Origin of the sequence: Streptococcus huangxiaojuni, assembly GCF_040930515.1 — a bacterium.
GTDB classification, from domain to species: domain Bacteria; phylum Bacillota; class Bacilli; order Lactobacillales; family Streptococcaceae; genus Streptococcus; species Streptococcus huangxiaojuni.
The window spans coordinates 1-13,020 of the sequence record NZ_JBFQEG010000007.1; the positions used below are offsets into that span (position 1 = coordinate 1).

Annotated in this window: 12 protein-coding genes; all 12 read left to right on the top strand. The window is 42.3% G+C overall.

Going from position 1 to position 13,020, the window contains the following annotated elements:
• The first annotated feature begins 365 nt into the window (after nucleotides 1–365).
• The 12 genes from AB3329_RS05625 to mraY all read left to right on the top strand — a co-directional run bounded on the left by AB3329_RS05625 (nucleotide 366) and on the right by mraY (nucleotide 12,746).
• Nucleotides 366–809 carry a PTS sugar transporter subunit IIA gene (locus tag AB3329_RS05625; protein WP_368394761.1) on the top strand — a complete coding sequence of 148 codons (444 nt, stop codon included), beginning with the start codon at nucleotides 366–368 and terminating at the stop codon, nucleotides 807–809.
• A 418-nt stretch (nucleotides 810–1,227) separates the two neighbouring features.
• Entirely contained in the window at nucleotides 1,228–1,527 is a 300-nt protein-coding gene (locus AB3329_RS05630; RefSeq protein ID WP_368394763.1) for a PTS sugar transporter subunit IIB, read from the top strand.
• A 27-nt stretch (nucleotides 1,528–1,554) separates the two neighbouring features.
• Nucleotides 1,555–2,910 (top strand): PTS ascorbate transporter subunit IIC, encoded by a 1,356-nt coding sequence (ulaA, locus tag AB3329_RS05635; protein ID WP_368394854.1) that lies wholly within the window; start codon nucleotides 1,555–1,557, stop codon nucleotides 2,908–2,910.
• Nucleotides 2,911–3,195: 285 nt separating this feature from the next.
• A complete protein-coding gene (locus tag AB3329_RS05640; protein ID WP_368394765.1) occupies nucleotides 3,196–3,438 on the top strand; it encodes a bacteriocin immunity family protein in 243 nt (80 codons plus the stop codon).
• A gap of 19 nt (nucleotides 3,439–3,457) precedes the next feature.
• Nucleotides 3,458–4,198: an ABC transporter ATP-binding protein gene (locus tag AB3329_RS05645; RefSeq protein WP_368394767.1), complete on the top strand. Its 741-nt coding sequence runs from the start codon at nucleotides 3,458–3,460 to the stop codon at nucleotides 4,196–4,198.
• The gene (locus AB3329_RS05650) at nucleotides 4,195–5,835 is read left to right on the top strand and encodes a permease-like membrane multi-spanning protein (protein WP_368394768.1); all 1,641 of its coding nucleotides are present in this window, start codon (nucleotides 4,195–4,197) and stop codon (nucleotides 5,833–5,835) included. Before AB3329_RS05645 ends, AB3329_RS05650 begins: the two co-directional genes overlap by 4 nt.
• A gap of 107 nt (nucleotides 5,836–5,942) precedes the next feature.
• On the top strand, nucleotides 5,943–6,746 hold the full coding sequence (gene proB, locus AB3329_RS05655; protein ID WP_368394769.1) for a glutamate 5-kinase: 804 nt from the start codon (nucleotides 5,943–5,945) through the stop codon (nucleotides 6,744–6,746).
• Nucleotides 6,747–6,814: 68 nt separating this feature from the next.
• Nucleotides 6,815–8,065 carry a glutamate-5-semialdehyde dehydrogenase gene (locus AB3329_RS05660; protein WP_368394770.1) on the top strand — a complete coding sequence of 417 codons (1,251 nt, stop codon included), beginning with the start codon at nucleotides 6,815–6,817 and terminating at the stop codon, nucleotides 8,063–8,065.
• Nucleotides 8,066–8,190: 125 nt separating this feature from the next.
• Nucleotides 8,191–9,153, top strand: a complete 963-nt coding sequence (gene rsmH / locus AB3329_RS05665; protein ID WP_368394772.1) for a 16S rRNA (cytosine(1402)-N(4))-methyltransferase RsmH — start codon at nucleotides 8,191–8,193, stop codon at nucleotides 9,151–9,153.
• Complete coding sequence (gene ftsL / locus AB3329_RS05670; protein ID WP_368394773.1) at nucleotides 9,146–9,469, top strand: cell division protein FtsL; 324 nt, start codon at nucleotides 9,146–9,148, stop codon at nucleotides 9,467–9,469. Before rsmH ends, ftsL begins: the two co-directional genes overlap by 8 nt.
• A gap of 3 nt (nucleotides 9,470–9,472) precedes the next feature.
• Nucleotides 9,473–11,734 (top strand): penicillin-binding protein PBP2X, encoded by a 2,262-nt coding sequence (pbp2x, locus tag AB3329_RS05675; protein ID WP_368394775.1) that lies wholly within the window; start codon nucleotides 9,473–9,475, stop codon nucleotides 11,732–11,734.
• 1 nt (nucleotide 11,735) lies between these two features.
• On the top strand, nucleotides 11,736–12,746 hold the full coding sequence (gene mraY / locus AB3329_RS05680) for a phospho-N-acetylmuramoyl-pentapeptide-transferase (RefSeq protein WP_368394776.1): 1,011 nt from the start codon (nucleotides 11,736–11,738) through the stop codon (nucleotides 12,744–12,746).
• Nucleotides 12,747–13,020 lie beyond the last annotated feature (274 nt).

Sequence of the window (13,020 nt, forward strand, 5' to 3'; positions counted from 1 at the left end):
CATTTCATTTGGAAGGTCTCCTTTCAATTGGATTTGGAAGTTTTCTTGACTACTGTAAGGTTCCCCAGAAACACCTTGTACCAACAGCCTCGCATAAGAGAATTCTAGTCACTGGCTCAGCTGCCGCATGTACCCTACTAGGTACAGAAGTGAGTGTCGTGGAAACAGCTAGTGTGTTGGAAGTAGGGACAAGGCTTGGGTAACAGACTTTAAAATGAAGTCTAAGCAACAAGGAGAGAAAGAAACAACCATGAGTCCATTCCATGACTCTATTGTTCTGGAAAACCTTGCAATAGTCAAGCTATAAAATTGTTAACACTTGGGATTGAAAATCCCCATAAACTTATTTTACGAGGAGTGATGAGATGTTATCAGAATTATTGACTCAAAACTACATACAAATCAGTCATGAAAAACTGACATGGGAGGAAGCGATTCGTTTATCAGCCCAGCCGTTGCTGACTGAAGGAAAAATCACCGATTCTTATATTGAGGCGATGATAAATAAAGTTAAAGAATTCGGGCCTTTTATCCATATAGGTGAAGGAATCGCTTTGCCTCATGCCAGACCGGAAGAGGGGGTGAAAGAACTGGGTCTGGCCTTGCTTCTATTAGAACAACCGGTTTATTTACTTGATGATCCTAATCGAGAAATCCGCTTATTTGTCTGTTTAGCGGCTAATGATAATACAGCACATCTACAGGCTCTGTCAAGTTTGACAAAAATTCTGTCTGATAAGAAAAAACTGACAGCTATTATGACAGCTGATACTGTGGAAGATATAACCAATATAGTTGGAGAAAATTGATAACAGGCCGAAGATTTGAGCAAAGTAAACAGGGGATTAGTTAGTGTCTAACTTACTCTAACAGTATGGATGGCTATGACTAGCCATCTGGGAGTGGGACAGAACGTTTTTTCGATAGCGTTCGCCGTCCCGCATCGTCCAGTAGATATTTTAAAGTTTAAAAAGCAGATAAAAGGCCATTAGGCTACTGCGTTTTGGTCTTGCATCACTTATTAAAATGGCTTAGAAGGTAACACTTTGCACATCTTTCTAGTCTTCTTGGTAGAGATGTGCAGACAAAATCAGAGATTTCTGGCTTACCGTCATTTTTACTTTACTCTTTTTGCGGTCTTTGTATCTTAGTAGAACTGAACACGTCCTAAAATCCTAGTAAAAACACGGATTTAAATGGCCTTTGTATCTTATGAGGAGGAATATTATGAAATTTGTAGCAGTATGTCAAAGTGGTTTAGGGACCAGTTTTATGGTTGAAATGAATATTCAAAATGCACTTCAGGAACTTGGAGTTAGTTTAGCGGATTTCTCTGTGGATCACACAGATTCTGGTTCCGTTAGCGAGGCAATGGCAGATTATTTTTTTGCAGAAAAAACACTGGTTCCAGCCTTGATGAGTTTATCAGAAGATAAAATTGTTGCTTTAGATTCTATTATTGACGCTGATGAAATTAAAGAAAAACTAATTGAAGTGTTGGACAAAAACGGGATTTCTCACGATTAAAAGAAATAGAAGCAGAGGTAAGATATGATGGGAAGTATTTTGAACTTATTCGTTTCAGTGGTTAGTCAACCAGCGATACTTATTTCTTTAATTGCGCTAATTGGTCTGATTTCACAAAAAAAGAAAACCTCAGAAATTATAGCAGGAACGGTTAAAACCTTAGTCGGCTTTTTGGTCTTGACTGGAGGTGCAGGAATTATTAGTAACTCTTTGACTCCTTTTGCTGATATGTTTCAGAATGCTTTAGGAACACAAGGGGTAGTGCCGAGCAATGAAGCTGTTGTTGCTCTTGCTCTAGAAGAATATGGGACATTAACTGCCTTGATTATGTTGGTTGGAATGCTTGTCAACATCCTTTTGGCACGCTTTACCCGCTTTAAATATATATTTTTAACCGGACAAGCTATGCTTTATGTCTCTTGTATCACAGCTGTTGTTCTTCTTAGTTCTGGGTTTAAAACAGACTTAATAACAGTTCTTTTGGGAGGTCTTTTTGAAGGAACACTTCTGACTGTAACACCAGCTTTATGCCAGCCTTTTATGAGAGAAATTACTGGCAACGATAAGGTAGCTATGGGCCATACTGGTAATATTGGCTACGCATTTTCAGGTTGGATTGGAAGAATGCTTGGAGATAAATCAAAATCAACAGAAGATATTACTATTCCTAAAGCTTTTGGCTTTTTACGTGATTCAACAATTTCAATTATGCTGCTGATGAGTCTTGTTTATATTGCTCTGGCTTTGGCTTGTGGCCCTGCTTACGTTGAAAATCATTTGAGTGATGGGACCAATGCTATTGTATTTGCATTGATTCAAGCTGGTACATTCACAGCTGGTTTTGTGGTTGTTTTGCAAGGGGTACGGATGGTTTTAGCGGAGATTGTCCCGGCTTTTCAGGGAATTGCACAAAAGTGGGTACCAAACTCTAAACCGGCACTTGATGTTCCTATTATTTTTTCATACGCTCCTAATGCAGTTTTGATTGGCTTCTTTGTTAGTTTCTTTGTCGGAACACTCTCAATGTTTATCATGATTGCTCTTAGGACAACAGTCATTATTCCTGGTGTTGTCGGTCACTTCTTTTGCGGTGCTGCAGCAGGAATTTACGGTAATGCTGCAGGAGGACGCAGAGGTGCTGTTTTAGGTGCAGCATTTAACAGTCTGTTGCTGAGCTGGCTTCCTTTGGCAATCCTTCCTTTATTAGGAAGTCTGCAGATGGCTGCTTCAACATTTGCGGATACTGATTATTTAATTCCAGGCTGGTTTTTAGGACAGTTAGGGAATGCGGGGGCTCCAGCTCTTATTCTGGGGATCTTAGTCTTTGTTCTGTTAGTGATAGCTGCAAGCTGGGTGCTCACCAAGGGAAACAAAAAAACGTAGATTAATTTGCAGTTTGGATTTGAACCAGAGGCGGGTCTGACTTTTCGGGATGTCTCCAGCAAAGAAAGCAAACTCATAAATTGATTTTAGTGATGCTTACCAAACTTTCAACAATGTTTTCAGCAATTTTTGCTGTATGCTTTGTTGAAAGTTTTTTATATAGAGATTTTAGGGGGAATTTGATACAAAAGAAAAAGAACTGTATTGCAATTGTAACTAAAAAACTGTACTATGATAATAATACAAAAGTTAAATGGGTTGTTTTTGTGATAAAGGGGAGAGGTTATGGATAAGGATTGTCTCAAATTGTATCATGCCATTGAGCTGGCATATGCTAAAGAAGAGGTTCGTTCGGATCCGGTTTTGGCGAAGGCATTGCTGTCCGCTTCAAATGAACTGATTAAATTTCAAAATGTTTTTTCATCAGCCTACCATTTGAAAAAAGAATTACTCCACTATACGTTGGATAAACAGGCTGCATTGCCTAGGCCTATTATTAATCTGCAGCAGATTTTGGAGACAATATAACAGGTGTAAGGAGATAAAAATGATTGAGTTTAAACAGGTTTCTAAATTATACGGAGAAAATGAGGCGCTCTGCAGCCTTAATTTACAGATAAGAGACGGTGAGATTTTCGGGCTTATCGGTCATAAGGGTGCTGGCAAGACGACTGCTTTCAGTATTTTGACTTCTATTGTTGAAGCGACCTCGGGTGAACTTTATGTTGATGACCTCTTACTTAGCAGCAATCGTGATAATATCAAAAAAAAGATCGGCTACGTTCCTGATTCGCCGGATGTTTTTCTTAATCTGACAGCTAACGAGTATTGGCATTTTTTAGCCCATCTCTATGAAGTACCTAAAAATAATTTAGAAGCACGGCTTGAAAAACTCAGCCAGCTGTTTGATTTAAGTGAGCAAAAAAATGAAACGCTTAGCAGTTTTTCACAGGAGATGCGGCAGAAAGCCATTATTATCGGTGCCCTTATTTCCGATCCGGATATCTGGGTTCTAGATGAACCTCTGACCGGTCTCGATCCTCAGACCTCTTTTGATTTAAAGGAAATGATGCGGGAACATGCTAAAAATGGCAAAACGGTACTTTTTTCAACCCATGTCCTGTCGGTTGCTGAACAGCTCTGCCACCGCATCGGTATTTTAAAAAAAGGAAAGCTGATTTTTGTCGGCAGTCTGGAGGAATTAAAGCAGCAGTATCCCGGTCAGGATCTGGAGGCTATTTATCTTAAACTAGCCGGACATCAAGCAGAAACAGAGGTGAGCAGATGAGGTGGTCAACTGTATGGGAACTGTTTAAGGTCAATCTTCTTTATTCTGATCCTCAAAGTGTTATCAAATTAAGAAATAAACAAAAGCAAAAAACCAAGGAATCTTTTTCGGTCTACAAGGGACTTCTCTGGCAGCAGGGGCTATTGACTGTTTTTTTTACGTTTTTCAACTTTATCTACATTACTAGACTGAACTTCACTGACTTAGACTTTATCAGCCTGCCCAGTCTTTTCTCCTTTCATTTAGCCCTATACGGTTTGATGGCCTTTGCATTTTCCTTTTCAACTATGTATGCTGTCTTTTATCAAAGCAATGATGTCAAGCTCTATGCCCATCTGCCCGTAAAAGCCGGTGAGCTCTTCCTGGCAAAAATTCTGGCTTCGTTGGGTCTCAGTTTAATGCCTTTGATGACCATCCTGCTGATATTTGTGTTGGCTTACTGGCAGCTTCTGACCCCGCCCTTAGCACTTTTAGTTGCTGCTGTCAATTTCGCAGTGATTTTTATAAGCTGCATGGTCTTATCGCTTGTTATTAACAGTTTTGTCGGTCGGAGAATTGCCAGAAGCCGGCTGAAAAAATTAAATTTCACTATTTTGATGTCTCTGACAGCATTTGTTTCTTTAGGACTTGTGTTTTATCTTTTTATTGTCAACCAGCAGCCTCTGGTTGACAGCAGCGGAAATTTGACTAGGGTTTCTGACCCTTATTTTATTTATCCTTATTTCAGAGGATTTTATGATGTTGTGCAGGATCCTTTTAGTTCAGCCAGTTTGCTTCATTACTGGCTGCCTTTGCTTGCAGTGTTCTTTCTGCTTATCTATTTGGTAGGGAAAGCCATTCCCCGCTATTTTGAGGACAGCCTTTACCAAAATCAAGAACAAATCTCTAAAAAGAATAAACCTTTCAAGGATTTGTCCAGCCGGCAGCTTTTAATCCGGCACCATCTGATGACCATAATACAAAATGCCGCCTTACTGATTAATTCCTTTCTGCTGCCGCTGACCTTTTTTGCCATTTTTTCAATCCCCTATCTCCTAGGCAGAATCGTTTCCGCAGATTTCCTGACAGCTGATTATAGCGGGCTTGCTATACTGGCCGGAGTAGTGGCCGGAATCAGCTGTGTTATGCCGACCTCGCTTTTAGCTGTCGGAATGTCTTTGGAGAAGGAAAATTTTCCCTTTTTTAAAGCTTTGCCGCTGAAATTTAAGGACTTTATTTGGCAGAAATTTTTGGTACTGTGGGCAGTTCAGGTTAGCGTGCCGCTTCTCTTTTTCTTGCTGTTTTTGCTCTTTTTACCGAAAATCAGTTTTTTCATCGCTTTCTTTTTTGTGCTGGGTTTTCTCTTAGCAACCTTTATTCAGGGGCAGTTCATGTACCGGCGAGACTATAACAATCTCCTTTTAAATTGGCAGGATATCAGTCAGCTTTTTCAGAGAAGCAGCAGCCGGTTTTTGGTAGTTGTCCTGACTTTGCTTGACTTCTTTCTGGGGCTTATAACCATTGCTATAGCTCTTGTTCTAAGCTTAGCGTTTAATTCCTCAGCTGTCAGCCTGTCTATTATTATTTTAATTTTGCTCTTGGCCGGTCTCCTGCAGTATCATCTTATTCGAACATTTTGGCGGAAGCTTTCAAATTAGACCCTCAAAAAACAATCCGGCTTATGATGAGAAAAGCGGATTGTTTTTTCTTGTCAAGATATCAAGAAGGGCGGGCAGAACTAAAAAAATATGCTATAATTTTTATTATGAAAAGAAATTTTGGTCATGTAAAGCGTCTTGTTATCAAAATCGGAACTAGCTCGCTGGTGCTCCCGACTGGGAAAATTAATCTTGAAAAAATTGATCAGCTGGCTTTTGTGATAGCCAGTCTGACCAATAAAGGTATGGAAGTGATTCTGGTTTCCTCAGGGGCGATGGGCTTTGGGCTGAATGTTCTTGACCTTCCTAAGCGCCCTGCAAATCTTGCTAAACAGCAGGCGGTCTCCAGTGTCGGTCAGGTCGCAATGATGAGTTTGTATTCTCAAATATTTTCTCATTACCAGACAGCTGTTTCTCAAATTCTATTAACACGGGATGTCATAGAGTTTCCAGAAAGTCTGGGCAATGTAACAAATGCCTTTGAGAGTCTGATTGCCATGGGGATTGTCCCTATCGTCAACGAGAATGATGCCATCAGCGTGGATGAGATGGATCATGCCACCAAGTTCGGGGACAATGATCGTTTATCAGCCATTGTTGCAGGTATCACTAAGGCCGACCTGCTTATCATGCTGTCAGACATTGACGGACTTTTTGATAAGAACCCGACGATTTATGAGGATGCAGCTCTTCGGTCGCATGTCACTGCCATTACAGAGGAGATTATCAAATCAGCCGGCGGTGTTGGCAGCCGATTTGGGACAGGCGGTATGATTAGTAAAATCCAAAGTGCCCAGATTGTTTTTGAAAATCATAGTCAGATGATTTTGATGAATGGCAAAAATCCTCGGGATATCTTGCGTGTTTTGGATGGAGCAGAATTAGGCACTTGGTTTGCCCAGACCAGATAAGAAAGCGCTGATGCATGTACGATTTGCTGTAAAGCTATGCTTATTTTAATAGTTGAAGGAGTGGTATTATGACTTATATTGAGCAACTAGGCAGAGGGGCCAGACAGGCCGGTCATAGTCTTATGCAGCTGGGGATGGCGCAGAAAAATGCTGTTCTAAGGGATGTTGCACAGGCTTTGTTAGATCAAGCTGCTTATATTTTAGCTGAAAACAAACGTGATCTAGCTAAGGCTAAGGAGAATGGCATTTCAGATATTATGATCGATCGGCTTCGTTTAGACGATGAACGTATTGCTGATATAGCCCAAGGCGTCCGTCAGGTGGCTGATTTAGCAGATCCTATAGGACAGGTCGTGCGGGGCTATACCAATTTGGATGGTCTGAAGATTGTTCAGAAGCGTGTTCCGCTGGGTGTCATTGCCATGATTTTTGAAAGCCGGCCCAATGTTTCTGTTGATGCTTTCAGCTTGGCTTTTAAGACTAGCAATGCCATTATTTTGCGGGGAGGACGGGATGCTATATGCTCAAATACCGCTTTGGTGCAGGTCATCCGTCAGACCCTATCGCAGTCAGGTATCGATGAGAATGCGGTCCAGCTGGTTGAAGACACCAGCCATGCGGTAGCTGAGGAATTAATGGAGGCTGTCGATTATATTGATGTTCTGATTCCCAGAGGCAGTGCCAGACTGATTCAGACTGTAAAAAGCAAGGCAAAGGTGCCTTTTATTGAAACCGGTGTCGGGAATGTCCATATCTTTGTCGATGAATTTGCGGATTTAGATACGGCCGTGAACATTGTAATCAATGCCAAAACTCAGCGTCCCAGTGTCTGCAATGCGGCTGAAAGTTTAGTTGTGCACAGTTCTGTCGCTGAAAGCTTTTTACCTAAACTGGCAGCTGCCATGGATGCAGTTCAGCCGGTTGAATGGCGGGCTGATACGCGTGCGCGGGCCTATTTGCCGCAATCGGTTCCTGCAAGTGAGGACGATTACGCGACAGAATTCTTGGACTATATCATGTCTGTTAAGACGGTTGACAGTCTCCAAGAAGCAATCGACTGGATTAATACCTACAGTTCCCACCATTCTGAGGCGATTATTACCAAAGATCTGGCTCATGCTGAACGTTTCCAAGATCAGGTAGATTCAGCTGCTGTCTATGTCAATGCTTCAACGCGTTTTACTGACGGTTTTGTTTTTGGTCTGGGAGCCGAAATCGGTATCTCAACGCAAAAGATGCATGCCAGAGGACCGATGGGTCTGGAAGCTCTGACCAGTACTAAATTTTATATCAACGGAGAAGGACAGGTCCGTCAGTAATCTTTTAGAGACGGCTCTCCTAGCCGGCAATTCAAAAAAACGGCCTTCATACGGAAAGGAAGGGCCGTTTTTATCATCCTGATTTTCATTTTCTAAACCATATAAAGTATGCTATAATAAAAGTTATGACAAATGATTTTTATCATAAGACTGTACTTCTGCATGAGGCTGTTGACATGCTTGCAGTTAAGCCTGATGGCGTCTACGTTGATGCGACTTTAGGAGGCTCAGGGCACAGCAGCTATTTACTGTCACAGCTCAGCAGTCAAGGGCGGCTCTATGCTTTCGATCAGGATCAGAAAGCGATAGATCAGGCAAAAATCCGCCTGCATTCTTATATTGAAACAGGACAGGTCCGCCTGATTAAGGATAATTTTAAAAACCTTAGCTTCTGCCTCAGGCAGTACGGGCAAACAGCTGTCGATGGGGTCCTTTATGACTTAGGAGTGTCCAGTCCGCAGCTGGACGAAAGCAAGAGGGGCTTTTCCTATAAGCAGGATGCTCCCCTTGATATGCGTATGAATCAAGAGCAGGAGCTGTCCGCTTATGACGTTGTCAACCATTATGCCTATAACGATTTAGTCCGCCTCTTCTTTCGCTATGGTGAAGATAAGTTTGCCAAACAAGTGGCCCGAAAGATTGAGTCGGCCCGACAAATAAAGCCGATTGCGACAACTGGTGAGCTGGTTGAACTGATTAAAGCTGCTAAGCCTGCCAAGGAGCTCAAGAAAAAAGGCCATCCGGCTAAGCAAATTTTTCAGGCCATCCGTATTGAAGTAAATGATGAGCTTAGGGCTGCAGAAACTTCTCTGAAACAAGCGCTGGATTTACTGAAGCCAGATGGCCGGATTGCTGTGATAACTTTCCATTCTTTAGAGGATCGTATCGTCAAACAGCTATTTAGGGAGGCAGCTGCTGTCAATGTACCTAAAGGACTGCCTGTTATTCCTGAAAGTCTGCAGCCTAAATTTGAATTGGTTAACCGCAAACCGGTATTACCCAGCGATCAGGAACTTGAAATGAATCACCGTGCCCATTCGGCTAAACTCCGAGTTATCAGAAAAATAAGTGAAAAAAACTATGACTAATGAAAAACGAACCGAGGCAGTGACAAATGTCCTGCAAAAACGTATTCGCACTTTTTCAAGAATTGAAAAGGTCTTTTATGGTGCCATTATTCTGACGGCCATTACAATGGCTGTCAGTATTGTTTACCTGCAGAGCCGTAATCTTCAGGTTCAGCAGGAAATCACTCAATTAAACAGTCAGATTAATGATAAGGAAACAGAATTAAACAACGCTAAGCAGGAAGTTGCCGAACTGAGCGGCCGCGACCGCATTGTCCAAATTGCGACAGAATCAGGCTTAAATTCTGAAAATGCTAACATTTCTGAGGTAAAGTAATCAATGCGAAAATTTTTTAAGAAGTGGCAGAATCGCTTTTTAGGTTACGTTATCAGTGACCGCAAAAGGCCGCGGCAGAACCGTGAACGGGTAGGGCAAAACCTGATGATTCTGGCGATTTTCATTTTTTTTGTTTTTATTATTAATTTTGTCATTATAATCGGAACAGATAAAAAATTTGGGGAAAATCTCTCTGAAAAAGCAAGGGACGTTTATCAGACAACTGTTACCGTGCAGGCTAAACGCGGAACAATTTATGATCGCAACGGCAATCCCATTGCCGAAGATTCAACCACCTACAGCGTTTATGCCATCATAGATAAGTCCTACATTTCCTCTACCGGAGAAAAACTGTATGTACAGTCTTCACAATACGACCAGGTTGCTGAGATTTTTAATCAGCAGCTGGGTATGGATAAAGAAGAGGTACTAAGTCAGCTGCGGCAGAAAAAAGTCTTTCAGGTCAGCTTCGGAACCAAAGGTTCAGGGATTTCTTACAGTACAATGTCGGCTATTACAGCTGCTATGCAGGAAGCTGGTATAGAAGGTATTGCTTTTACAACAAGCCCCGGACGGATGTATAAAAACGGGATTTTTGCTTCTCAGTTTATCGGAGTCGCTCAGCTCCATGAAAACAAGGACGGGACCAAAAGCCTTATCGGAACATCCGGTCTTGAAGCCAGTTTGAATGATATTTTATCCGGAGAAGACGGGACTGTAACCTACGAAAAAGATAAAAACGGCAATACACTGCTTGGAACCGGAACGACTGTCAAAGAGGCAGTTAACGGAAAAGATGTTTACACAACACTATCTGAACCGATTCAGACTTATCTTGAGACTCAGATGGATGTTTTTCAGGCGGAAGCTAAGGGTGTTTATGCCAGTGCAACTCTCATTAATGCTAAGACAGGAGAAATTCTGGCAACTTCACAAAGGCCGACTTACAATCCCAGCACACTGGAAGGTTATGATGAGGGGAACCTTAAAACCTGGAATACTTTGCTATATCAAAGCAACTATGAGCCCGGTTCGACCATGAAGGTGATGACCTTGGCTTCTGCTATTGATTCAGGCGTTTTCAATCCTTCTGAAAGTTACAGCAACAGTGAAGGTCTGACTATTGCAGATGCAACCATTCAGGACTGGGCCATTAATGAAGGATCTTCTACCGGACAGTACATGACTATGGCTCAGGGCTTTGCTTACTCCAGTAATGTCGGCATGACCATGCTGGAGCAGAAGATGGGCAACGATAAATGGCTCAATTACCTTTCTAAATTCCGTTTTGGCTATCCGACCCGTTTTGGCATGGGGAATGAAGCAACGGGACTTTTGCCATCGGATAATATTGTGACGATTGCCATGAGTGCTTTCGGCCAAGGGATAGCAACAACCCAAACCCAAATGCTGCGGGCTTTTACCTCTGTCTCCAACGATGGTGTCATGGTTGAACCGCAGTTTATCAGTAAGCTTTACGATCCCAATACTGATACCAGCCGCAGTGCCTCAGCTGAGGTGGTCGGCAATCCGGTTTCTGCTGAAGCAGCCAGACAGACCAGAGATTATATGGTAACTGTCGGCACCGACCCTTACTACGGAACGCTCTATTCAAACGGTCCGATTATCCAAGTAGGCAATGAATCAGTTGCTGTGAAATCAGGGACAGCCCAAATTGCTGCAGAGGACGGGAGCGGCTATATGACAGGATCTAATGATTACATTTATTCTGTCGTAGCCATGCTGCCTTCAGAAGATCCGGAGTTTGTCATGTATGTGACCTTGCAGCAGCCGGAAGAGCGTTTTTCAGCTCTGTATTGGCAAGACGTTGTCAATCCTGTCTTGGAAGAAGCTGTTTTAATGCGCGATACTCTGCTAGCACCGGCAGCCAATGAGACTGCTCAGCAAACAGAATACCATCTGGATGATATTATAGGTAAGAACCCAGGAGAAACAGCAGAAGAACTGAGACGAAATTTGGTCCATCCTGTTGTCTTGGGAACCGGCAGCAAAATCAGCAAAGTATCCAAAAAAATCGGCTCTAATTTAGCAGAAAATGAACAAATTCTGCTTTTGACAAATCATCTTGAGAAAGTACCGGATATGTACGGCTGGACTAAGGCCAATGTAGAGACTTTTGCTAAGTGGACCGGTATAAAGATTAAATACAGAGGATCCGACTCGGGGACCGTCATCAAACAAAATGTTGATATTGATGCCAATATTGATGATATTAAAAAAATCACCATCACTTTAGGAGAATAATATGTTTTTAAGTATAGTGGCAGGTGCAGCAGCATTTATACTGACAGTGCTTATTATGCCTTATTTTATCCGTTTTTATCAGCTCAAAAAAATTAATGGCCAGCAGATGCATGAGGATGTTAAGCAGCACCTTGAAAAAGCGGGAACTCCGACTATGGGAGGAACGGTATTCCTGCTGGTTGCTGTCTGTGTCAGTTTAATAGCCAGCTTCTTTCTGGTTGCTAAAAACGGCGGCGGCATGGGAGCGACTTTTGGTATTTTATCTGTCGTCTTTATCTATGGCTTAATCGGCTTTTTAGATGACTTTTTAAAAATCTTCAAGCAGATTAATGAGGGGCTGACCCCCTGGCAAAAAATGCTTCTGCAAATTATTGGCGGCTTAATCTTTTATTTTCTCCATGTGCGTCCCAGCGGAACAGATGCGCTCAATGTTTTTGGATTTAACCTGCATTTAGGTCTTATCTACGTATTTTTTGTTCTATTCTGGCTTGTCGGCTTTTCCAATGCGGTCAATCTGACAGATGGGATTGACGGATTGGCCTCCATCTCGGTTGTCATCAGTCTGGCGACCTATGCTGTTATTGCTCATGTGCAAAGACAGGTTGATGTTCTTTTGATTATTCTGGTGATGATTGGTGCCCTTCTTGGGTTTTTCGTCTTCAACCATAAGCCGGCCAAAGTGTTTATGGGTGATGTCGGCAGCTTAGCTTTAGGAGCTATGCTGGCCACTATTTCAATTGCTCTGCGTCAGGAATGGACCCTGCTTATCATCGGCATTGTCTATGTCATTGAAACCAGCTCTGTTATCCTGCAAGTTTCCTACTTCAAATACACCAAAAAGAAATTTGGCGAAGGCAGACGCATTTTTCTTATGACCCCCTTTCACCATCACTTGGAATTAGGCGGTCTGACCGGCAAAGCGTCAAAATGGAGCGAATGGCAGGTTGATGCCTTTTTGTGGGGCCTAGGTGCTGCAGCCAGCCTCCTGACTTTAGCTATTTTATATCTGTAGAAGTCGTCAAGACCACCCGTGAAAACGGGTGGTCTTGACCTTATAGCAGTACAGTCATTTTTGGAACCGTTTCGGTCAGTGTCAGAAGAAAATTGATTTTCTTTTTCTGTTTAATTAAGTAAGGAAATTTAGAGCCAGCGCCGTGTCTGCCGACTGTAATCGCGGTAAAGCTGGCCGAATTTTTTATATAAAATGCGCATTCCTGCCAAGACGACTAGAAGGGTGCGGCTCAAATCGATTCTGGTTTCTTTAATAAGGCACAAGCTTTCTCAAA